This window comes from Vibrio sp. LB10LO1 (assembly GCF_010092875.1).
Lineage (GTDB): Bacteria > Pseudomonadota > Gammaproteobacteria > Enterobacterales > Vibrionaceae > Vibrio > Vibrio campbellii.
The window spans coordinates 219800-240638 of record NZ_JAADJW010000001.1; the positions used below are offsets into that span (position 1 = coordinate 219800).

Consider the following 20839-nt stretch of genomic DNA (forward strand, 5'->3'; position numbering starts at 1 on the left):
CGCTTAAAGGCTCTGCCCCGTTGCGTTGGTTGCTACTTTACGGATTCAGGAAATATAGTCAAACAAAAATCCAAAATTTCTGTTTGTTTGCTTTGTTTTAAACCAATCCGATGTTAATTCGACCTAAACCGTACAGATTTACTCACTTTGGTTAAGACAAATCAAAACAGATAGACAAAAGAAAAACGGCAATCGGTGCCGCTTTTCTCTCTTAACTCTCGTGGTTAACCGTTGGCAACGCGTTTAAACAAGCGCCCCACTACATTTGGATGGTAAGACCAAGTGTGGTCAAACATCGACATTAATGCTGGGTTGCCGTACTTCGACAAGCTAATGGCATGGAAGCGGTTCTTCTTCGCTTTTAACGCATCAACTTTTGCGAGCAACTCATCTTGCTGTTTTGGCGCAATGAAGTCTGAAATAACAACCATGTCGGCGTTTTTGTATTTGTCGCTGTTCATCAAATCGATGGATTTAATCAACGTTGGCTCCAAATCCGTACCACCATGGAAGCTGTAAGTTAAAAAGTCGGCAGCTTCACGTAAGCCATCTTGACGCGTAAGCTCGTACGTAATGTGCTCAGTGGAGAAGATAATCACATAACATTCACGTTGTTCAGCCAGAGCGATTTGCATCAGTGCATAAGCCATAGCCTTAGCACATTGTTCTGGGAAGCCACTCATCGAGCCTGACGCATCAACACAAACGATAAACGGTCCTTTTTCAACGTCCACCGCTTTATGATCAGGTTTGTGCGCTTTTACCTTACGCAGTGTGCGAGACTTACCTTGCGTGCGGTAGTTCATCAAGCGTTTATCAACCAAATGCTTGTAGAACACGACTTCAAGCTCTGGGTACGCCAAAAACATAGTTTCGTTAGGTAGCAGTTTGTTGAGGTCGTCACTTTCATGAATACCGACGATATCGTCTGTCGCTTCGTCACTCTTTTCCTCAACCATTTGCAGCTCTTCTGCTGGTGCGCGGTTGAGGTCAGGATCGTTCACTTGCCCCGCCATACGACCAAGCTGTTCTGCGATCTCTTGCAAGCCTTTGTGCTTTTTAAGGAACTCTGCGTGGCGCTTCATCACGGTTAAGTCGGTTTTACTCAACTTAGCGGACGCCATATCCCACAAGCGCCCTACGCTTTCTTCGTCACCGGACTCCGTCACTTTATCCATGTTACGCATGGTTTCCATACGTTGATAAAGGTCGTTAAGGACTTTTTCTTTGTTCTCTTCAAGCTCAGAGACTTGCGCTTGTTTGATTGCTTCTGCAAGGCTTTGATACCACTGGTCACAGAAGTAATGAGGGAACATTGGGTTATTCACGCCCTTGTTCTTCTCCATCATGCGACGCGCTTGCATGTAAAACGCCGAGTGCCATTCAAGCTTCTTGATCACGTCATCAATGCGCTCAAAGAACTCGTTCTCATCCCAATAAATAACTTCTTGGTAGAGCGCGAGTTCCTGTTGAAAACGTTCTGTCTCACAGACTTTCGTCATGCGCTTTTTCACGTTGCCACGCCATTTAAGCAGATGGTTTTTCACTGAGGATTTCATGCCTCGGTTTTCTGCCATCATCATGACTTGTGAACGCGCCATTAAGTCGTTAACCGCACTATCAATGATGCCTGAATCTGCCACCATGAGCGCTAAGTTGAGTCCGTCTGCACCTAACATGTCGTCTCCTTAAGAGAAAAACTGATGTAAGTTTTTGAAGCGTTGAATGATCTTCTCGCTTTCACCTTGGATAGACTCAAGTCTCTGGCTCACCTGTTGTAGACTCGACTCCATTAGACGTGGTAACTCTGGATCCACGAAGCTGTGAGGCAATGCGCCATGGAAGTTAGCTTTAACCTTACGCATATGATGTTCAGCTTCACTCAGTTGGCTGACTGCTTTTTCGCTTTCTGCCAACCATTTTTGGTAAAGCTCAACATCTAAACCTTGTTGGGTAACCAAGCTCACCAACACGCCTCGGTTAGCAATGTCACGGATCACTAGGTTGTTGGCTGCATCGACATCAAAACGCAAACGACACATATTAGTGTTTTGGTTCACGTAGCCATACACATCGCCATGGCCATCTTTGATTACTCGATCAAGCTCATCTTTTGGCACGTATACCCAGCGGCTGTCACCCTTCTCTGATTCAGAAACCGACATGTTGCTTTGTAGAATAACCAGCTTAACCAGATTCACCGCCGCGCCTACTTTGTAAGTTTTCGCTTTGGATGTGTCGAAGCTCATGGTTTCTTTGCGAAGCAGACCTGTTGCTGCTTCAGCGTTTAGCGTCATGCGATATTTGTCTTCAAGCTCATGCTGTACATCAACCAAAGATTCACGACAGTATTCGATCTCTTGTTCTGCTTCTTGCTGGTCAAAAGCATGTTTAAGTGCGAACTCTTGAATCACACCGCGAACGACATCGCGTGACTCAGGGCTGTTCCATAAACAATCTTGCAGTAGCAGAAGATCAAGTGGGTTGATCTCGTCACGACCATTAAAGAATGCACTTGCTTTAAGCAGTTTCACCGCTTTTTTCCAACGGCGGTCAGATACGTACATGTCTGTTAATGATGCGTCGCCAAACTCAGACTCAACTTTGGTTTCCAACATGTTTTTTAGCTGAAAAAGCTTTTCGAATGCGTTGTCCGTCAGAGTGAGTTTGTCGAGTTGCTGCTGCCAGCGGTGGTATTCTTCATCTGTGATCGCCAAGCCTTCTGGAACTTGCGCTTCTTGAGACGTACCCACTGTCAGCATAGATTTGAAGTTTTGTTTGTCCTGAATGCGGTTTACAAACACGCGCACCAACATACGGTCGTAAAGTGCGTCTAAGCCGCTGTCTTCATCTGGTAGTTCGTTCGATGCAGAAACCAAAAGACGCATCGGTACACGTTCGATATCGCTGCCGTTTTTAAATGTCTTTTCGTTCACAACGGTCAACAACGTGTTCAGAATGGCAGGGCCTGCTTTCCAGATCTCATCAAGGAAAACCACCTGCGCCGTTGGCAGGTAACCTTGGGTAAGACGAACGTAACGACCATTATCTTTCAGCTCTTGAATGCTCAACGGACCAAACACTTCTTCTGGTGTTGAGAAGCGAGTCATTAAGTACTCAAAGTAACTACTGTTATCAAATGCTTGGATAAGACGTTTGGCGATTAAGCTTTTTGCAATGCCTGGAGGACCTAAAAGAAAGACGCTCTCACCCGCTAGAGCGGCAAGAAGACAAAGTTTGATGGTGTGTTCGCGTTCGTAAACGCCGTCGGTCAGTGCTTTAGCCAGCTTGTTGATACGCTCTGAAAGAAGCGCCTTTTCTGCATTTGATGCGAAAGATGGTTGAATCATAAAAGCTCCGGCTGTTGAACTGAGGCTGTATATTTAATTTTATACATTTGTTATCACTTTGTTACAAGTGTATTTTTTAGTGAACCTCGGTTATACCAGATGCTCCTCGCGCGCGTGCGCGGGTAACCATAGTTTTCATTTATGGGACATAACTCACTGAAAGTGCAGGTTTCATAAGAGTATGAAACCATTTTCTACTTTTGTTTCACGCGGTTTGTGGTTAATGTGCAAAACACGTCAACACGCGGTTACAGCTAGGATCCACAACTGCATGAGCAAAACCATTCATACATGGAAGCAGATTTCTCTGGTCGAAGAGGAAGTTAAACTACCAACTGGTCGGATGATCAAACATACCACTATCCAACACCCCGGTGCTGCCGTTATCTTACCCATTACTTCAGATGGCAACATCGTTCTTGTTAATCAATTCCGCCCCTCTCTTAACAAATGGCTGCTTGAATTGCCTGCTGGCACACGTGAAGGAGATGAAGAGCCTTTGCACTGCGCTCAAAGAGAGTTAGAAGAAGAAACAGGATACAGCGCCGAAAAGTTCACATCGCTTGGTCAAGTTACCCCTCTTGCTGGTTTCTGTGATGAAATCCAGTACTTGTTTGTTGCTGAGCAACTGAACAGCACCAATCGATACGAGTGTGACGACGATGAAGTCATTGAAGTGGTGACATTGTCACGAGAAGAACTCGAACAACAGATTATTCAAGGCATGATTACTGATGCCAAAACTATCGCTTGCCTAAGCAAAGCTCGTCTTTGCGGTTATATTTAGGTCTTTTCGACCGAGGAGAGAATTATGGACTTTCGATCAGATACCGTTACACAACCTACCCAAGCAATGCGTGAAGCAATGTTTACCGCTCCTGTCGGCGATGATGTGTACGGTGATGACCCAACCGTTAACGAGTTAGAACAATTTGCTGCTGAGCTTGCGGGCTTTGAAGCGGCAATGTTCACAACCTCTGGCACACAAGCAAACTTACTTGGCTTAATGGCGCATTGTGAGCGCGGTGACGAATACCTATGTGGTCAGCAAGCGCATAACTACAAGTACGAAGCCGGCGGTGCGGCGGTACTGGGCTCTATCCAACCTCAACCGATTGAAAACAACCCAGACGGTACTTTGCCATTCGATAAGCTAGAAGCTGCAATCAAGCCAGATGACGCGCACTTTGCACGTACTCGCCTACTTAGCTTAGAGAACACCATCAACGGTAAAGTGATTCCTCTTTCTTACCTTGCAGAGGCTCGTGAGTTCGTAAACAAACATAACTTACAGATGCACCTAGATGGCGCTCGCGTATTTAACGCCGCCGTTGCGCTTGATGTTCCGGTGAAAGAGATTGGTCAGTACTTTGATTCAATGACTATCTGTCTGTCCAAAGGTCTGGCTGCCCCTGTTGGTTCACTCCTGCTTGGTAGTAAAGAGTACATCGCAAAAGCTCGTCGCCTAAGAAAGATGGTCGGCGGTGGTATGCGCCAAGCAGGTATTCTTGCTGCAGCTGGTAAACTAGCCCTTACCGAGCAAGTGGAACAACTAAAACAAGACCACATCAATGCAAAGACATTAGCGGAAGGTTTAGCGGAATTGCCTGGTTTCTCTGTTAATCCAGAATTTGTTCAAACCAACATCGTCTTTGCTAAGCTTGACCCGCAAGTGGATATCGCTGGTATTGCAGAAAAGATGAAGGAGCAAGGCATCACAATTACGCCAGGAAACCCAATCCGCTTCGTGACGCACAAAGATATTTCGGCACAAGACATCGATACTTTCCTATCTAGCCTTAAATCTATGCTTTAACTTGATTTTGATCATTGAGCTTCCCCTAAGGGGAAGCTTTATTCTATCTCGAAACCAATATTTTAAATTCGAGAACTATCCATGTTTAGATACGTGCTTCTAGCGTCTCTTATTCTCTCTTCCTCTGTTGTGGCGAAACCATTCGGTAACGCAGAAAAAGGCAAACTCAAATCACCAAGCTGTGTCTATTGTCATGGTTCGAATGGCATAACGACTAACGACGCTTACCCTAACCTAGCCGGTCAGAATGCTCAGTACCTGTATGATTCTATGAAAGCCTATCAAGATGGGCTTCGCTTAGGCCCTTTGGCTGAGATGATGGCAGCCCAATTACGCATGTTGAATGATGAAGATTTACGCGATGTTGCCGCGTTTTATTCAGAACAAACACCTCATGCAGAAAAGTGAATAATTATGGGATTTGTGCATAGCCACAAGTCCTAACTCTATTTTCATTCGCACAACATCCAACCAAAATAATTAACCAATAAATCACTGATAATCAACTCAACCCTCTTAAGATCAAATTATTGATGAATTTATAGTTCACCAACTCAGTTAATATTGACTTTTTATTCTATTTTATCGATATTTCATGCTTTCTATTATTCGACGTGAAATAGGTTATGTCTCACACACACGCTCAGCCATCGGAATCGGCGGCAACCCCAAAATCATGGCAGATGCCTGATACCCTCATTTTGATCTTCATTGTTGGTATTCTTGCTGCGATTCTTACCTACTTAATTCCTGCTGGTCATTTCGATAGCCAACAGGTGACGTACATGGTCGACGGTGCAGAAAAAACTCGCACAGTTATCGATCCCTCTTCTTTCTCTTATGCAACCGACGAAAACGGTGAATTGGTTTACAACAAGGTTGGACTGTTCGCGTCAGGCGGGGGCATTGGCCTAATGAACTTCCCATTCGAAGGTCTGGTTTCAGGTTCTAAATGGGGCAGCGCGATTGGCGTTATCATGTTCATGCTTGTTATCGGTGGTGCATTTGGCGTGGTAATGCGCACAGGCACAATCGACAACGGTATCCTTCGCCTTATCGATAAGACCAAAGGTAACGAAGCGCTATTCATTCCAGTTCTGTTCTTGCTGTTCTCTTTGGGCGGCGCAGTATTTGGTATGGGTGAAGAAGCCGTTGCATTTGCGATTATTATCGCGCCACTAATGGTTCGCCTTGGCTACGATGGCATCACTACAGTAATGGTAACCTATGTTGCGACTCAGATTGGTTTTGCAACGTCTTGGATGAACCCATTCTCGGTAGCGATCGCACAAGGTATCGCTGGTATTCCGGTTCTGTCTGGTATGACTGTACGTATGAGCCTTTGGGCTGCGTTTACCGCAATTGGTATTGCTTTCACTATGATCTATGCTGCACGTATCAAAGCAAACCCTGAGCTTTCTTACAGTCGTCGTACTGACAAATACTTCCGCCAGCAAGAACTTGGTGATCACGACTCTCGTTGGAACCTAGGTGATACCCTAGTAATCCTTACGGTAATCGCAACTACAGTATGGGTCGTTTGGGGCGTAGTGGCTAACGCATGGTACATCCCAGAAATCGCGTCTCAATTCTTCACAATGGGCTTTGTCGTTGCGATCATCGGTACGATCTTCCGTCTAAACGGCATGACGCTAAACTGCGCGGCTGATGCATTTAAAGAAGGTGCAGCGATCATGCTTGCACCTGCTCTATTGGTTGGTTGTGCGAAAGGCGTATTGCTTATCCTAGGTGGCGGTACTACTGATGAAGCGAGCGTACTGAACTCGATCCTGAACAGCGCTGGTGGTGTAATCAGCGGTCTTCCTGACGTTGCTGCGGCTTGGTTGATGTATGTTTTCCAATCTATCTTCAACTTCTTCGTGACTTCAGGTTCTGGTCAAGCAGCGCTGACAATGCCTCTATTGTCTCCTCTTGCAGACATCGCTGGCGTTACTCGTCAGGTTGCAGTTCTAGCATTCCAACTTGGTGACGGTTTCACTAACGTTATCGTTCCTACTTCAGCGTCTCTAATGGCAACACTGGGTGTATGTCGTATCGACTGGGGTGACTGGGCGAAATTCTGCTGGCGCTTTATGCTATTACTCTTTACCCTATCGAGCATTGTCGTAGTCGCAGCTCACGTGATGGGTTTTGCGTAAACTGATTACCAATATCCCCAAGCAACTTAAACGCGAAAGCGGAGTTTGGGTATAAAGAATAAGGCGAGACAAGTTCTCGCCTTTTTTAATTCAAGCCGTATGGCAAACAAGCATCGAAGTAAGATGTTTTGGAGTGACAACTTTAATGGCAACACAATTTCTGGATGACGTAATTCAAGGTCATCAAGTCATTCAATCTCTTGACGTAACAGACTTACCTGCAGGCGAGCATAAGTTTTGGTTCCGTATCGCAACCAACGCCCTATCTCAATGGCAACACTTGCCTGTGTTGGTTTTCAAAGGCGAAAAACCGGGTAAGAAAATCATGATCACAGCAGGTGTTCATGGTGACGAATACAACGGTGTTTTAGCGGCGCAAAAGACCGCACGTGAACTGATTGGTAAAGACATCGCGGGTACTGTAACTGTCATTCCGACCATCAACCTGACGGGTATGCTGAACCACAGCCGTGACTTCTTCTCTGCGGATCCAGATGCATCTCCTGCAAACTTAAACCGTTTCTTCCCTGGCGATGCAAATGGCAACGAAGCAAACCGCTTCCTATTTGCTTTGTGGAATAACCTTCTTAAGCCGAACGCAGAACTGGCGATTGATTTGCACACTCAAACCACTGGTGCTGCTTACCCGCTGTACGTGTTTGCCGATTTCCGTATCGAGCAATCTCTGGAAATGGCTCGCCTCATTAACCCTGACGTGATTCTTAACGATCCGGGCGACGCCGGTGTACTTGAAACTGTATGGAACAACAGCGGCATTCCAAGCATTACCATCGAGGTGGGCATGGGCCGTTACACAGAACAAGAGCTGATCGACCGTACCGTGACTGGCATCTTCAATATCCTTGCTCGTCATGACGTAGTGACTGGTGAAGTTGCAAATATCACGCCTTGCCTAGAAGGCAAAGACATCATCAGCATTCGCGCTGAATTGGGTGGCTTTGTACTACCACAAGTGAAGATGATGGATAAGCTAGAGCAAGGTCAATTAGTTGCGATTCAATACGACAGCTTTGGTGATGAGATTCAGCGTTACACTGCGCCAACAGAAGGCACGGTGCTGAGCCACAACATTGAATCGATCCGAGCGCCAGGTTCTTTGGTTGTTCGACTGATTAAGTAATACCTTTAAATTTAATAGTTCGTAATTTCAAACTGTTAGAATCAAACCAATAACACAAAGCCCTGCACAACTTGCAGGGCTTTTCTTTGTTAGTCTCTTCAACATTTCTTCAGTTATGCTTTGCGTGACAATGTCACTAATAAAACCAAAGCTGCACACGACATAAGAACAAATCCAAGGTTTTGAATCATTCCAGCTAAGCCTAAACCTGAACCAATCATCAAGTAGTACATTAATCCTAGCAATGCCCCAGCGCTGCCCGCTTGTTGCTTGTAATCAACTAAAGCGGTACTCAGTATATTTGGAATGGCGATACCAAATGACATAACCACGAACAACATGGGTGCTAAGAACCAAACCGAGTCTTGAAGCAGAAACACACCAAAGCCACCAATAATCAGCAGTGTTGATGCAATCCAAAGTAGATGCGTTTGTGAGCGACCTTTTGCTAACAATGATTTGTTCATCAAACTGCCTATTAAGGTACCAACGCCCAATATCACACCGCTGTATCCGAACTGCTCCGAACTCAGTCCGAGCTGCTCAAAAGTGAATGCGCCCAATTGGTAGTATGCGAACAAAGCAATGTTGTAGAGCGCAACCAACAGTGCAGATTGCCAGATTTGAGCGTCTTTCAGCATTCGTCCTAGCAAAGAACCGATCTCTAATGGCTGCTTCTGAGTTTGTGTTTCAGGCAGCTTTACCGCGTTGTAGCACAGCAGTACAAGCGCCATGATAAACAAAGCAAAGAACACAAGTTCATAGCCGCCGAGTGCTGTTAACTGACCGCCGATCAGCATGCCAACCACCGGGCTAATGGAAATCCCCATGCCCATAACGCTAAATACTCTGCCTAGCTCAACACCAGAAAAGCTGTCTCTTAGCATGGTTTGTGTCACGACTGACCCAACCGCAATACCAAAAGCACTGAACGCGCGAGCTATCATCATCACATCAAAGCTTTCCGTTTGCATAGCGACCAAAGCAGATACGCCGTAAACCAGCAACCCTGCCAACATGGTCGGGCGTCTGCCCCACTTATCGGCCAAGATTCCCCAAACCACCACGCCTATAGCAAACGCAGAAAAATAGATAGACAGGGTTTGCGCCGCTTGGGAATACGTCACAGCAAACGACTGAGCAATATTGCCAAGTGCTGGGCTGTATATGGTCTCCACAATTTGCGGAAACATCAGCATCACCACCATCAACCCAATAGAAGGTTTCGTTTTCATTTTTACCTCTCTGTTCCACCCCTGCCGATATTTCGTGGCTTAAGTGGGTAACGAACTTAACTTGGCGTGCAGTATAGAAGGCGTTATGCTTTACCCATTAACAACATTAAAACCAAAAACATCAAGATTCGGACAAATGGCAATTATTGAAGATAATACTCGATTTGATGCGGACGCGATTGCCGCGAGTGTGGTTGGCATTGCAGCGGACGTCGGCAAACATGATTCCGGTATGCACGAGCACAAGAAAGGACAATTGCTTTATGCGCCACAAGGCTGCATGACGTTCGCACTCAATAACTCTATTTGTACCTTACCACCAACTAAAGCAGTGTGGATTCCACCACATACTTCTCACAGAGCCGTCATGACCAACGTTGTGGCTTACCGTTCACTCTATTTCGATTGCAGTAAATACACATGCCCTGATGAAATAGTAATGATTGAGGTGAACGATCTTTTAAAAGCACTGATCGACAAAATGGCATTATGGGAATGGGATATTGAAGAAACAAAAACTCAGGCTACGAGCACTTTGTTTTGGGAAGAGTTTTACCAAGCGAAGCAGTTTGAGTTTTCATTGCCCTTGCCTTCTGATAGACGTTTAACAGGGTTTCGTAAGGCAATGACCAAGGGTGATTTTATAGCACCGGAGTTAAACCAACTGTCACAAACCGTTGGCGCGAGCAGCAAAACTATCACTCGCCTATTTAAGGCTGAGACTGGCATGTCTTATCAAGATTGGCGTCAACAATGGCGGCTACTTAAGGCTATTGAACTCTTATGTGAAGAAAGACAAGTCAGTGATGTTGCCCATTGTCTGGAATTCTCATCAGATAGCGCATTTATTGCGTTCTTTAAGAAACAAACTGGACAGACACCACTGAGTTTTATGAAGCACAGATCGTTGTTATAAGGCGATCATTTCGCGCGTTATTTGGTTTGGTCTACGAGAATTAGTTCGTCCAACACAAAGCCCTTCTCTGTTGCTACTTGTTTGAAGCGCTCGACCGTAGCTTTATCGACGGTTGGTGTGCGTGACAGTAGCCATAGGTAGTCGTGATTGAAACCAGAGATAAACGCGTAGTCGTAGTTCTCACCTAGCTCAAATACGATGTAAGACGAATAAAACGGACCGAAGAAAGACACTTTTAAATGCCCTGTATTTTCACCATCAACGAAATACGCTTTGCCGTCAGCTTGCGTCCATTCTTTATCTTCTTCTGAATAACCTCGGTTGATAACCGTTACGCCACCATCCTCACGGAGCTCGTATTCAGCCGTCACATTCGATAAACCGCGCTCAAACGAGTGATCAAGACGCGCAATTTCATACCACTTACCTAGATATGGTTGAAGTTCAAAGTTGTTGACGGGCTCCACGCCGTCCGGTTTAGACGTACAGCCAAACAACGTTGCAAGAGACAAAAGTAAAAGTGTTTTAAGAGATTTCATACAGCAACCTGAAATTAATTTAGTGTCTGATTTTACTATAGAAGATAAGAAATCGATCAAAAATGAATGAACCTAAATTCTCCACAGGACAGTCCTACCTCTTGGAAACCTTGTAGTGCTTCAAACACATTAAAGTGGCTCACGACAACAACCTTTCGATATTGACGGTAACGCTCCAGTACTAACTCCGCTCGTGTTTTTAGTTCGTCAACATGTTCATAGCGGGGGTCAGTCATTGGAACACCTACTTTTAAAAGCTCTCGATATTCGTGCCAACGTCGGTCTCTCTCATTCAAGGTAATGTAGCCACCTTCTTTGTCAGCACGCCACTCTCTCAAGTCATGCTCAACAAACAAAGGCAAAGCGCGATGACGATTGAGAATTTCTGCAGTTTGAAGAGTACGCGTATAAGGTGAGCTGATGATGATATCGGCATCGTCAAATACTGCATGGTTGAGTTTCTCCTGCAACGCAGGCAAATGTTCTCGGCAAAGCGGCGCATAGTCCTTCTCAAGTTGAGTCATCTGCCGCTCATCCGCTAACGTAAAATCTGGCTCGCCATGCCTTACAAATACAATATCCATATTGTGGTACTCGTCCTTGTTAAATTGCTATTGAGAAATTGGAGTCAGTTTTAGATAGGAGTGCACTTCTCCATTTTTGTATTCAATCGCAGAGTGAATGGAAGGTTCACGGTTTCCTACAACAGAAAGTTCATAAGTGTTTTCGCCTTTGTAGATCGTGATATGAAGTACGCCAGCCTCTAGCTCCCAATGCCCTTTGGTATGAAGGCGTCCAAACAAGGTGTATTCATCAAGTGAACCATCCGCATGTAAGTGCACCTCTGTGATGTAGCCACCTGTGCAGCTCTTGATCCAGCAACGATCACTGACTTCTTCCAAGCGTACTTCTCTTTTGCTTGCCTTCCATTTTGAGAAACGTTCAGACTCCGCAAAAGACGCGTCGATATCGGAATGTTCTTTTATGGGCGTACCTTCAAGCTCACGTAAGCAAAGCTGAATCCAACTAGATATTTGCATGGAATGTCCTTAAGGTTTCAATCGCCCTTTTTACGCCTAAACGTGGGCTGCTTAATACTGGTATATCGACATCAACTAATGATGCCGCACCTGACATCGAAGCTTGTGCCAATACGATTACGTCATAATCACGAGCCTTTTGCTCTATTACCGCTTTGATCTTGTCGTAATAACCTTGGTTATCTTGGTCGAGAAAACGCTCCCAAGCACCTTCAACCACAAACGTATCTAACTGAAGAATACAATTGCCCTCACTTGTCTCAAGTAACGCCAAGCTAGGTTCAATGGTTGTCGATAATGCCGCAAGTAACAATACTCGCTCATGAGTTACGGCTTGATCACCCATTGCGCGGTCGATACGCTGAACGTTAACGCCCTGCTCCGTAAGCGATTCAGCAAAGCGACCAATTGAAGAACAGGTGCAAACCACCAAGTTTGCTTGCTCAGAAAGCTCGCGTACTTTGTCTTGTACTGATTGCCTCACCTTAGACTCGTCCGCTCCAGCAACCAAACGTTCCAACAAGTCAGCATCGGCAAAGTGTGCGACTTTTAAATCAGGTGCGAGCTCTGTCATCAGTTCGGAGAAAGGTGAAATGTGTACGGGTGAAGTATGAAGAAAATATATGTCGTATGGCTTCATGCTAAGTTGTCGATTTTTAGTTCAATTTCGACAACTTAGCACAAGGCGACGGGAATTAATGCGATCAAAGTTATTGTTGTGCTTCCCAAAGACCAAGAAAGTACTTGCCGTAAACCACTTCGGTTTGCATATGCATAATCAGTAGAAATGCAATCAAAGCTAATACTATACGATTGAAATAACAGCTGACTTTGGTACGGACTTTTATATCGAATACACCGATATGAATACCAACATAGGCAAAGGGATAAATCAACAAAACAGCGAGTAACCAACCTAGGTAGCCGGATATCGCCATTTCCTCGTAACCGATCATAATACCTCCACAATGAATACGACGGGAACTTCGTTAGTATTCATCATCTTAAGGAGTCGGAATGTCAGAATTCGCACAGCTGCGATCTGTGACCGAAAAGTCACTTAAATAAGTTAGCTATTTATTTATAAAATCTTGAGACAGTAAAAAATCTTCTGCCATTTTGGGCGAAGTGATGTGGATGAACTCGATAGGCGAACCTTTTAAGTCCTCCTTCAGTTTTAAATAGCGCTTCCGATTCTTTCGGTAATTCTTAACCGACCACCAAATAATCGAATCCTTACTCAAAAACGCTTTTCTAAAACTTTCTCTATTTCCAGTTCCTTCCCAGAACTCTTCTTGAGTCCATGCCCTTTTGATAGCACGAGTTGCGGAGCGATAAGTGGTGATAGAACGTGAATAATCGAGCCAGATGATAGTATCGACCCTTTGCCATTTGTATCGTTGTGTTCTGCTGTAGTTCCCGTCGAGTACCCAAGCGTCTTGTTGAGTTACGTCCACGACTTTATCGAAGAACGTCTCATCATCGAGTTCTTTCCAATCGGGAAGCCAGAACAACCTGTCCATTTCTATGTACGTGACACCTAATTTCATTGCGAGCTGCTTTGAAAACGTCGATTTACCGCTTCCGCTGCTGCCTACTACATTGATCCTTTTCATTAAATCCTCCAGGTGACCGTACCAAATTGACAAAGAGCGACGCATTCCAACTATAGGTAAGTCTGGAAAATGCGGAGGCGGGATATTAATGATTACGCTTTAAAGTTCTAGTGCAGGTTCAATAAGATGTGAAGTTACGCGCATAAAAAAGCCTCCAGTGAAGGAGGCTTGCAATAATTCATGAGCTAATTACAACTTATCCCATGCGTCTGACCAATAAACGGTTTCACCTGGCGCATAAGAAGGATTTGAACACCACCCCGTGTATGGCCATGGTTTACATTGATACAAGTTGCCATCTGAACCTGTGACAATGTCACCTGCTTCATACGTCTTTCCAGATTCATACGGAGGGTAACTGCTGCCATCAGAAACAATCACAGAGCGTTGAGCTGTCGTAGTTTGATTAGCACTGTCCGTTACGCGGTAAACCAAGTCGTAGACACCTAGTACGTTCACATCTACGCTGCCCTCTACACGCACTTGATCAGTCAAATCACCGTCTTCTGCATCCGTCGCTTTTACGCCTGCCATTGGGTCAAAAGCATCACCAAGCTGAATGGTCGTATCTGCGACACCTTCAAACTCAGGCACTAGGCTGTAAACAACAACCGTTCTACTTTGCTTTGTTTCGTTGTTGTCACTGTCTTTTACACTGTAAACCAAAACATAAGTGCCAACGGTGTTTACATCAACTGAACCTTCGACAGTGATGCTGTTGGTTAGGTCTCCATCTTCTTTATCAGACGCGGTTACACCGGCATACGGGTCAAATGAACTACCGTGATGCACACGAACATCGTTGAGGCCACTAAACACTGGTTCACCTTCACTTGGTGGTGGTGGAGTCTGCCCGTGGATAAACGGACCGTAATCCTTCACGAATTTTTCACCGTACGCTTGGCCATTTTTATCGGTGCCCATATCCCAGTTCACCGACCATGTCATTACGCCACGAAGTGCCTGCCCTTGCGCTTTAAGTTGATCAAACGCGTCGTAAAGGTCTTGAGGGTTTTGAACAAAGCCCGTTGCAGCAGCATCAATGTTAGATGGGATACCAAACACCAGTTTGTCATGCGGGATTTTGTGGAAACCGCGTGTACCGTTCGATAGAGCGTCCGAAATGTAGTAAATAAACTCTTGTTTTAACTCATCATTGTTTTGCGCGATCCAACCCACGCCATCGACCCAAATACCGTCACCACCTTGGTTGTAAAACTGAGGGTTGATCCAATCGTAGTACCCTTCTAAACCAGTAATGTAAGGAACATACTTGCCACCTTCTGTTAGATAAGGGAATTCAGGCGCCATCGTAATTAGGAAGTTCTTACCTTGTTGTTGATAATGCTCTTTTACAAGGCGAAGTGCAGCTGGAATTACGGTTTGGTTGTTCTCTGCCGTTACTGCAGACTGCTCTAGATCGATATCTAGACCATCAAAACCGAATTTATCCGTTAAACGAATAATCTCTTGTGCGAACGCTTGTTCGTCACCAGTTTTAAGTTCAACGTGCGCATCTGCGCCACCAAGAGCGATGAGAACGGCACGCCCTTGTTGGTTTAGAGCTTCAATTTGGTCAATAAATTGTTGTTCTGAAAGGCCGATATTTGGATCGAGTTTAAAGGTTGGAATACGACCTTCACTGGTATTGAATACCTTCATAAAGGAGACGTTAACCACATTGTACATAGGATCAACTTCATCCAATGTTACACACGGTGCATTACCTCCCTTATAACCAGCGCCATCGCACCAGTTATGCCAGTAACCCACTACGACACCACCATCGGGATTTACCATCTCATTAGCGGATGCGACGTTCGCAAGACCACTCAAACCCATTGCTACTGCTAGATATAGCGCTTTTTGCTTCATCGTGTTACCTCTCATCCATTTTGTTTCATCACAACAATCATTCAGTACTTTCTATTGGCACTTAATGAATTTCGTTTGGATTATATGGCTGAGCTAAGAAAACAGATACACTTACAAAGTTATGTTTTTAATGTCTATTTTATAATTGTGATCTTAATTCACGACGCGAAATGAACCGTAAAGCTGCGCTCGCAATTAAGCGTGACGTTCTATCAAAATCCCACAAAAACTTAACCAATCTTCTTTTTTTGGAGCTCGCTCGCAACGATTTAATCAGGATTTAACCCTCTGCATATCAAAAGTTTGCACAACGTAGACATTGTGCTTTAACGCCGAGCTTTATAATACGTGCTTGCAAACAGAGGTTAATTTTATGAAATTAAAAACCGTGTCAGCTTGCGCTATCTTGATTCTTCTTGCTGGATGTCAGCAAAATACTCAAGATGAAGCGGCACAACCAACAACCTCGGCAGATGTATGTAATACACAAGGAAATATGCCAGGTGGGTGGAATGAATTTGACGCCACCCCAGACGCTCAAAAGGCTATGGCCTTTGTCCTAAAGAAAATGGAAACTCTCGCTTCGTTTAAACAGATCTTGTCCGTTCATGCACAGGTTGTTAGTGGTGTGAACTACGCGATAGAGTTTGAATTGAATGATGGCTCAGTTTGGAACACGGTTGTTTACCGCAACCTTGATGGTGAATATGCGATTACGCAATCACCGAAGGAAGGTCGCTTCTGCGAACAGTAAGTGCTTCGAGACAGAGAAACAAAAGCCCCGCTATTTTACACCGTAATCTAACGGGGCTTTTGCTTATGTACGTTTGCAGGTATTGATTAAGAATCAAATACCATCTGAGATTTCACAGAAACTGTAGAACCAAGTCGCGACGGTTCAACATCAATACGCTGCGCCATTTGCTCTTTCAGTTCAGATACGTGAGAAATCACGCCAATCATACGACCCGTTTGTTGTAAGTCGACCAAGGTTTGGATCGCAAGATCCAAAGATTCCGGATCTAAGCTGCCAAAACCTTCATCAATAAACAGCGTATCCAAGCGAATACCGCCACTGTAAGACTGCACAACATCAGATAGACCGAGCGCTAATGCCAACGCTGCCATGAAAGATTCACCACCTGATAACGTCGCAACATCGCGCGTTTTACCTGTGTAACTATCCTCAACTACCAAATCCAAGCCTCGTCCTGCCGCCCCTTTGAAGCCTTCAGTTTTACGAGCCAAGATATAACGACCTTTACTCATCAGACTTAAGCGCTGTGACGCTTGAATCAATACATCGTCTAATAACACACCAAGGACAAATCGGTGCAGACTGATGCGGCTACCCGTTTTACCGCTTGCAACGTCATACAAGGTGCCAAACACTTTGTATTCATCTTCTAACTTAGTGTTCTTGTCATGTAATGTCGCGATGTCATTACAGACTTTCTCTAGACGTTCAAACAAAGAGCGCGTGCTATCAAGCTGATTACGCGCTTCAACGTAACTTTGCTGGACACTGTTTAATTTAACGTTAAACCCTTCTAAATCAGGTAACACCAGGTCTTTCAACATGGAGCTCAAGTCTGCCAAGGTTTGTTCTAGCTTGATTTGAGTCTGTTTGAACGCCTCAATTTCTTGCTGCCAAACCTGCATCTCAGCTTCATCAACTTTACTTGCTAGGAATTGTGCTTCATCCTCGAATGCACTCACCTGCAACGCTTGCGCCCAATCAGTTTTGGCTGTGTTCAAACGCTCTAGTGCCTCATTCAACCACTGTTGATTGGTTGTCAGTTGGCTTTCAATATTGGTCTTCGCCAGCACGGCTTGTTGTAAATGGTTTTGTGCAGACTCGAATACGGTATTCAACTCCGTAATCTGTTTTTGAATCGCAACAATGTCTTGCTCAAGAACTTCAAGAGATGAGTACTTGGCATCTAACGAAGCAGACAGTTTAGCCAGTTGCTCTTGGTTCACTTTTATCGTCGATTCATTCGCTGCCATCTGGTTTTGCAGATCATTGATCTTACCTTCCCCAGTAACACAACGCTGGTTTAACTCATTGACGCTTTGTTCCAGCTGAACCAAGTTAATCGATGACAATTGCTGTAAACGTTCATTGAGCTGCTGCATAGACGCTTGCAACGCGCCTAAATCCATTGATGCGTTTTGGCCAAGCTCAACGGATAGTTGCTCAATCTGCTGCTTGTATTGTCCGACTGCGATATTGTGCTGCTCCAACTGATTGCTCAATTGGTTAAGCGCGACTTGCCCTTCTCGCTCTGTGTTTCGAGCGCGCTGAACTTGCTCTTTTGTTACCTCTTCGCCAACAAATTGAGCGGGCTGAGGGTGTTCTACACTACCGCACACCGGACACATTTCACCGGCTTGTAAGCGCTGAGCCAATACAGCAGCTTGAGCATTGTGCCAGCTCAATTCAAGTGTATCTGCTGAGCGTTGAAGTTCTACGTATCGCGCTTTTGCTCGGTCAACCAAAGCTTGCTTGCTAGGCGTCAATGCATCCAATTTCGCTAGCTCTTGGTTTAAGCCAGTGAGCTTCTGTAGGTCTTGCATCAAACGTTGTTGCTGTTTTATCTCAGCCTCTACGCTGCCAATACTTGCAACATCGACTCGAGCTTGATCCAGTGACTTCTGACCTTGTTGCGCCTCTAGCGTTAGCTTCTCTTTCAGAGCGATATATTTCTTAAGCGTTGCCTCAAACTCGGATTTTTGCGTCAAACCTGCATTAATGGCTTTCTCTAGCTCTGACTTTTCAACCAACTTTCCTTTCATGCCTTCAAGTTGGTATTGCTGTTCTGTCAGTTTTGGCAATTGTGCCGCTTGTTCTTTCGCGGTTTGCAATGCGCCTTCTTTGGATTTTACCGCGTCATTTGTCACAGTAAGATCTTGAGACAGCTTAGCCACCTTTTGCTCAAGTTCTTGCGTTTGCTTTGAGGCGTTTTGTAACGTGACATAAGGCAACTCAACCTTGCTTGCCTTCTTCGCATTGTCTAACTGCAATTGACGTGATGAGACAGCATCGCTCTGTTCCAGGTGTTGCTTCAATGCAATTTCGGCTTGCTCGCGCTTTTTAAACTCATTGCTCAGCGCTTCTGCTTTTTGCAGTTCCGTTTTTACCGCATTTAATTGAACCAGAGATTCTTGCTCTTGCTTTTGTACAGATTCAAATTGAACAGATAACGCTTCGTGCTGCTCTGTTAACTCCACTTCGGAAGAAACACCAGCTACCTGCAGTGCGCCTCGAATTTGGTTATCAAACTCTTCTTTGGCTTTGCTAATGGCACTCGCTTTTTCTTTCAGTGCGTATTCAATCTTCTTGTAGATGTCCGTTTGGAATAGCTGACCAAATATCTCTTCACGCTCTTTGGACGTCGCAAGTAACAACTCTCGGAACTTACCTTGTGGCAGCACCATCACTTGGCGGAACTGAGTTTCGTTCAAGCCAATAATATTGGTCACTTCTGTCTTTACTTGCGTTGTTTTGCTAGTGATGAGCTTTTCTTCGTCCGTACTCTCATACAAAGCTGCGGTATGCTTACGCACCGTCATGCCCTCACCACGCGCCTTTGGTGCTTCTTGTTCTGGTGAGCGAATCACTCGATAAGACTTGCCGTGTAAAGAGAATTCTAGCGTCACTTCGGTCAATAACGTTGGTGCTGCCATATCGCAACGCATTTGAATACCTTGGCGCTCATTACCCGTCGTTTCACCATAAAGAGCAAAACAAATCGCATCGAGGATTGAGGTTTTACCCGAACCAGTAGGACCGTTGATGAGAAACAGAGGGTTAGTACCCAGCTTGTCGAATTCAATCGTTTCTGTTTGAGCAAACGGACCAAAAGCCTGCATTGTCAGTTTAATGGGTTTCATGTTTGGTCCTTACTGAGCTTGCTGAGAAAGTTGTTTGATGATGTCACTGATCGCTTGATCTTGTTCTTGCGATAATTGGCCGTCTTGCGCTTCCGAAAAGAAATCTCGGAACATGTCTATCTCACTTCTCGCCAACTTCGCTTGCGCCATTTCCTGCTCGACACCAATTAACATGCCCGGTTTTTCTAGGTGCAAAACATTCGGGTAAACAGTACGTAGCTTTTCCATTGGGTTTAAGATCGCGTGCTTATCCATCAAACGTACCAACAGGTAGTCTTCGTTTTTCGGATCGGTTTTGCCCTGCTCTATTACTTGTTCAAGTTCGCCTTCAACGATTCGCATCTCATGAGGTGCGGCAAGGTCAATATGCTCTGCCGAGACAAAACCGTTTTGGTCAATTTCCACCAGCGTGAAACCTTTCTTTTGGTTTTGTTCACCAAAGCTGTATTTCATAAGTGAACCAGAATAACGAATGTACTCTTCGCCTTTTTTCTGTGGCTGATGCAAATGCCCCAACGCTACATAGTCAAAGTTGAGGAAATGCTCGTGACTGACGCGGTCGGAACCACCAATCGAAAGTGGACGCTCAGATTCAGACCCAATGGCTCCATCGACAAAGCAGTGGCTGACTAACACGTTGCGTTGCTCTGGTTGGAACTGCTCCGTGATTTTCTCGGCAAGTAACTTGTGCGCTTGATCGTGGGTCGAAACGGGTTCTTGGTAGGCAAAACGGACTTGCTCAGGGTCGTTATAAGGCATGCCATAAAAAGCAACTTGCCCTGCGCTTTTGGTTTCAATAACAACAGGGGGAAGCATGTCTTCGAAGTTACTGATAATGTGAAGACCTGCATTTTTCATCTGTTCTGAGCCAAAACCTAGGCGCTCAGCACCGTCATGGTTACCAGAAATCAGAATCATCGGCGTGTTTAGCTCACCACAGATTCGCTTCACTACTTTGTTAAGTAGTTCAATCGCGATGGTTGGTGGGACAGAACGGTCGTAAATATCACCAGCAACAACCACTGCATCAACAGGGTTGTTTTCAATGTATTGGATTAACTGGTCAAGAACGGCTTGCTGATCGTCAAGCAAAGAGACGTTATGAAACTGTCGGCCAAGGTGCCAATCTGAGGTATGGATAAACTTCATTCGAATTCACTTTCTGCCATCAATATGGCGCTATCTTATTATCCCCCTAGGATATCGTGAGTTCGTAAGCTTTTCATGTAGTTTGTGAAGGCTTATCAAGAATAGG

19 protein-coding genes are annotated in these 20839 nt (G+C 45.0%); 7 read left to right on the forward strand and 12 right to left on the reverse strand.

Annotated features, from left to right (window positions below; genetic code table 11):
* Positions 1-224 precede the first annotated feature (224 nt).
* Positions 225-1679 (reverse strand): ATPase RavA stimulator ViaA, encoded by a 1455-nt coding sequence (viaA, locus tag GXP65_RS00950; RefSeq protein WP_162091751.1) that lies wholly within the window; start codon positions 1677-1679, stop codon positions 225-227.
* A gap of 9 nt (positions 1680-1688) precedes the next feature.
* Positions 1689-3350 carry an ATPase RavA domain-containing protein gene (locus tag GXP65_RS00955; RefSeq protein ID WP_079402653.1) on the reverse strand — a complete coding sequence of 554 codons (1662 nt, stop codon included), beginning with the start codon at positions 3348-3350 and terminating at the stop codon, positions 1689-1691.
* 271 nt (positions 3351-3621) lie between these two features.
* On the opposite strand from GXP65_RS00955, the gene GXP65_RS00960 reads away from it, so the two are divergent.
* From GXP65_RS00960 to GXP65_RS00980, 5 genes are all read left to right on the forward strand, one after another.
* On the forward strand, positions 3622-4137 hold the full coding sequence (locus tag GXP65_RS00960; RefSeq protein WP_162091752.1) for an NUDIX hydrolase: 516 nt from the start codon (positions 3622-3624) through the stop codon (positions 4135-4137).
* 24 nt (positions 4138-4161) lie between these two features.
* Positions 4162-5166 carry a low-specificity L-threonine aldolase gene (gene ltaE, locus GXP65_RS00965; RefSeq protein WP_038891255.1) on the forward strand — a complete coding sequence of 335 codons (1005 nt, stop codon included), beginning with the start codon at positions 4162-4164 and terminating at the stop codon, positions 5164-5166.
* Positions 5167-5247: 81 nt separating this feature from the next.
* A complete protein-coding gene (locus GXP65_RS00970; protein WP_162091753.1) occupies positions 5248-5574 on the forward strand; it encodes a cytochrome c in 327 nt (108 codons plus the stop codon).
* A gap of 218 nt (positions 5575-5792) precedes the next feature.
* Complete coding sequence (gene yfcC / locus GXP65_RS00975) at positions 5793-7325, forward strand: putative basic amino acid antiporter YfcC (protein ID WP_162091754.1); 1533 nt, start codon at positions 5793-5795, stop codon at positions 7323-7325.
* A 145-nt stretch (positions 7326-7470) separates the two neighbouring features.
* Entirely contained in the window at positions 7471-8466 is a 996-nt protein-coding gene (locus GXP65_RS00980) for a succinylglutamate desuccinylase/aspartoacylase family protein (protein WP_162091755.1), read from the forward strand.
* Between the two features lie 113 nt (positions 8467-8579).
* Here GXP65_RS00980 and GXP65_RS00985 read toward each other — a convergent pair whose 3' ends face one another.
* On the reverse strand, positions 8580-9701 hold the full coding sequence (locus tag GXP65_RS00985; protein ID WP_162091756.1) for a multidrug effflux MFS transporter: 1122 nt from the start codon (positions 9699-9701) through the stop codon (positions 8580-8582).
* 136 nt (positions 9702-9837) lie between these two features.
* Between GXP65_RS00985 and GXP65_RS00990 the strand changes: the two genes are divergently transcribed.
* Positions 9838-10617, forward strand: a complete 780-nt coding sequence (locus tag GXP65_RS00990) for a helix-turn-helix transcriptional regulator (RefSeq protein WP_005446985.1) — start codon at positions 9838-9840, stop codon at positions 10615-10617.
* A 17-nt stretch (positions 10618-10634) separates the two neighbouring features.
* Here GXP65_RS00990 and GXP65_RS00995 read toward each other — a convergent pair whose 3' ends face one another.
* The 7 genes from GXP65_RS00995 to GXP65_RS01025 form a co-directional block, all read right to left on the reverse strand.
* Positions 10635-11156: a lipocalin family protein gene (locus tag GXP65_RS00995; RefSeq protein ID WP_005426814.1), complete on the reverse strand. Its 522-nt coding sequence runs from the start codon at positions 11154-11156 to the stop codon at positions 10635-10637.
* A gap of 56 nt (positions 11157-11212) precedes the next feature.
* Complete coding sequence (locus GXP65_RS01000) at positions 11213-11740, reverse strand: histidine phosphatase family protein (RefSeq protein ID WP_162091757.1); 528 nt, start codon at positions 11738-11740, stop codon at positions 11213-11215.
* A gap of 27 nt (positions 11741-11767) precedes the next feature.
* A complete protein-coding gene (locus tag GXP65_RS01005) occupies positions 11768-12196 on the reverse strand; it encodes a hypothetical protein (protein WP_012129279.1) in 429 nt (142 codons plus the stop codon).
* Positions 12183-12836: an amino-acid racemase gene (locus GXP65_RS01010; protein ID WP_162091758.1), complete on the reverse strand. Its 654-nt coding sequence runs from the start codon at positions 12834-12836 to the stop codon at positions 12183-12185. Before GXP65_RS01010 ends, GXP65_RS01005 begins: the two co-directional genes overlap by 14 nt.
* Before the next feature lie 70 nt (positions 12837-12906).
* Positions 12907-13152: a hypothetical protein gene (locus GXP65_RS01015; protein WP_162091759.1), complete on the reverse strand. Its 246-nt coding sequence runs from the start codon at positions 13150-13152 to the stop codon at positions 12907-12909.
* 117 nt (positions 13153-13269) lie between these two features.
* Complete coding sequence (locus GXP65_RS01020; RefSeq protein ID WP_162091760.1) at positions 13270-13812, reverse strand: (d)CMP kinase; 543 nt, start codon at positions 13810-13812, stop codon at positions 13270-13272.
* A 189-nt stretch (positions 13813-14001) separates the two neighbouring features.
* Positions 14002-15687: an immunoglobulin-like domain-containing protein gene (locus tag GXP65_RS01025; protein WP_047481933.1), complete on the reverse strand. Its 1686-nt coding sequence runs from the start codon at positions 15685-15687 to the stop codon at positions 14002-14004.
* A gap of 373 nt (positions 15688-16060) precedes the next feature.
* Here GXP65_RS01025 and GXP65_RS01030 point away from each other — a divergent pair, with 373 nt between their 5' ends.
* Complete coding sequence (locus GXP65_RS01030; protein WP_038891246.1) at positions 16061-16441, forward strand: cystatin domain-containing protein; 381 nt, start codon at positions 16061-16063, stop codon at positions 16439-16441.
* 86 nt (positions 16442-16527) lie between these two features.
* Here GXP65_RS01030 and GXP65_RS01035 read toward each other — a convergent pair whose 3' ends face one another.
* Both GXP65_RS01035 and GXP65_RS01040 read right to left on the reverse strand, forming a co-directional pair.
* Positions 16528-19584: an SMC family ATPase gene (locus GXP65_RS01035; RefSeq protein ID WP_162091761.1), complete on the reverse strand. Its 3057-nt coding sequence runs from the start codon at positions 19582-19584 to the stop codon at positions 16528-16530.
* A 9-nt stretch (positions 19585-19593) separates the two neighbouring features.
* Positions 19594-20733, reverse strand: coding sequence for an exonuclease SbcCD subunit D (locus tag GXP65_RS01040; RefSeq protein WP_162091762.1), 1140 nt, complete (start codon positions 20731-20733; stop codon positions 19594-19596).
* Positions 20734-20839: the final 106 nt, after the last annotated feature.

Excerpts from the sequence above, each read along its gene's own strand:
- viaA (WP_162091751.1), bottom strand. The coding sequence starts at position 1,679 with ATGTTAGGTGCAGACGGACTCAACTTAGCGCTCATGGTGGCAGATTCA.
- GXP65_RS00955 (WP_079402653.1), bottom strand. The coding sequence starts at position 3,350 with ATGATTCAACCATCTTTCGCATCAAATGCAGAAAAGGCGCTTCTTTCA.
- GXP65_RS00960 (WP_162091752.1), top strand. The coding sequence starts at position 3,622 with ATGAGCAAAACCATTCATACATGGAAGCAGATTTCTCTGGTCGAAGAG.
- ltaE (WP_038891255.1), top strand. The coding sequence starts at position 4,162 with ATGGACTTTCGATCAGATACCGTTACACAACCTACCCAAGCAATGCGT.
- GXP65_RS00970 (WP_162091753.1), top strand. The coding sequence starts at position 5,248 with ATGTTTAGATACGTGCTTCTAGCGTCTCTTATTCTCTCTTCCTCTGTT.
- yfcC (WP_162091754.1), top strand. The coding sequence starts at position 5,793 with ATGTCTCACACACACGCTCAGCCATCGGAATCGGCGGCAACCCCAAAA.
- GXP65_RS00980 (WP_162091755.1), top strand. The coding sequence starts at position 7,471 with ATGGCAACACAATTTCTGGATGACGTAATTCAAGGTCATCAAGTCATT.
- GXP65_RS00985 (WP_162091756.1), bottom strand. The coding sequence starts at position 9,701 with ATGAAAACGAAACCTTCTATTGGGTTGATGGTGGTGATGCTGATGTTT.
- GXP65_RS00990 (WP_005446985.1), top strand. The coding sequence starts at position 9,838 with ATGGCAATTATTGAAGATAATACTCGATTTGATGCGGACGCGATTGCC.
- GXP65_RS00995 (WP_005426814.1), bottom strand. The coding sequence starts at position 11,156 with ATGAAATCTCTTAAAACACTTTTACTTTTGTCTCTTGCAACGTTGTTT.
- GXP65_RS01000 (WP_162091757.1), bottom strand. The coding sequence starts at position 11,740 with ATGGATATTGTATTTGTAAGGCATGGCGAGCCAGATTTTACGTTAGCG.
- GXP65_RS01005 (WP_012129279.1), bottom strand. The coding sequence starts at position 12,196 with ATGCAAATATCTAGTTGGATTCAGCTTTGCTTACGTGAGCTTGAAGGT.
- GXP65_RS01010 (WP_162091758.1), bottom strand. The coding sequence starts at position 12,836 with ATGAAGCCATACGACATATATTTTCTTCATACTTCACCCGTACACATT.
- GXP65_RS01015 (WP_162091759.1), bottom strand. The coding sequence starts at position 13,152 with ATGATCGGTTACGAGGAAATGGCGATATCCGGCTACCTAGGTTGGTTA.
- GXP65_RS01020 (WP_162091760.1), bottom strand. The coding sequence starts at position 13,812 with ATGAAAAGGATCAATGTAGTAGGCAGCAGCGGAAGCGGTAAATCGACG.
- GXP65_RS01025 (WP_047481933.1), bottom strand. The coding sequence starts at position 15,687 with ATGAAGCAAAAAGCGCTATATCTAGCAGTAGCAATGGGTTTGAGTGGT.
- GXP65_RS01030 (WP_038891246.1), top strand. The coding sequence starts at position 16,061 with ATGAAATTAAAAACCGTGTCAGCTTGCGCTATCTTGATTCTTCTTGCT.
- GXP65_RS01035 (WP_162091761.1), bottom strand. The coding sequence starts at position 19,584 with ATGAAACCCATTAAACTGACAATGCAGGCTTTTGGTCCGTTTGCTCAA.
- GXP65_RS01040 (WP_162091762.1), bottom strand. The coding sequence starts at position 20,733 with ATGAAGTTTATCCATACCTCAGATTGGCACCTTGGCCGACAGTTTCAT.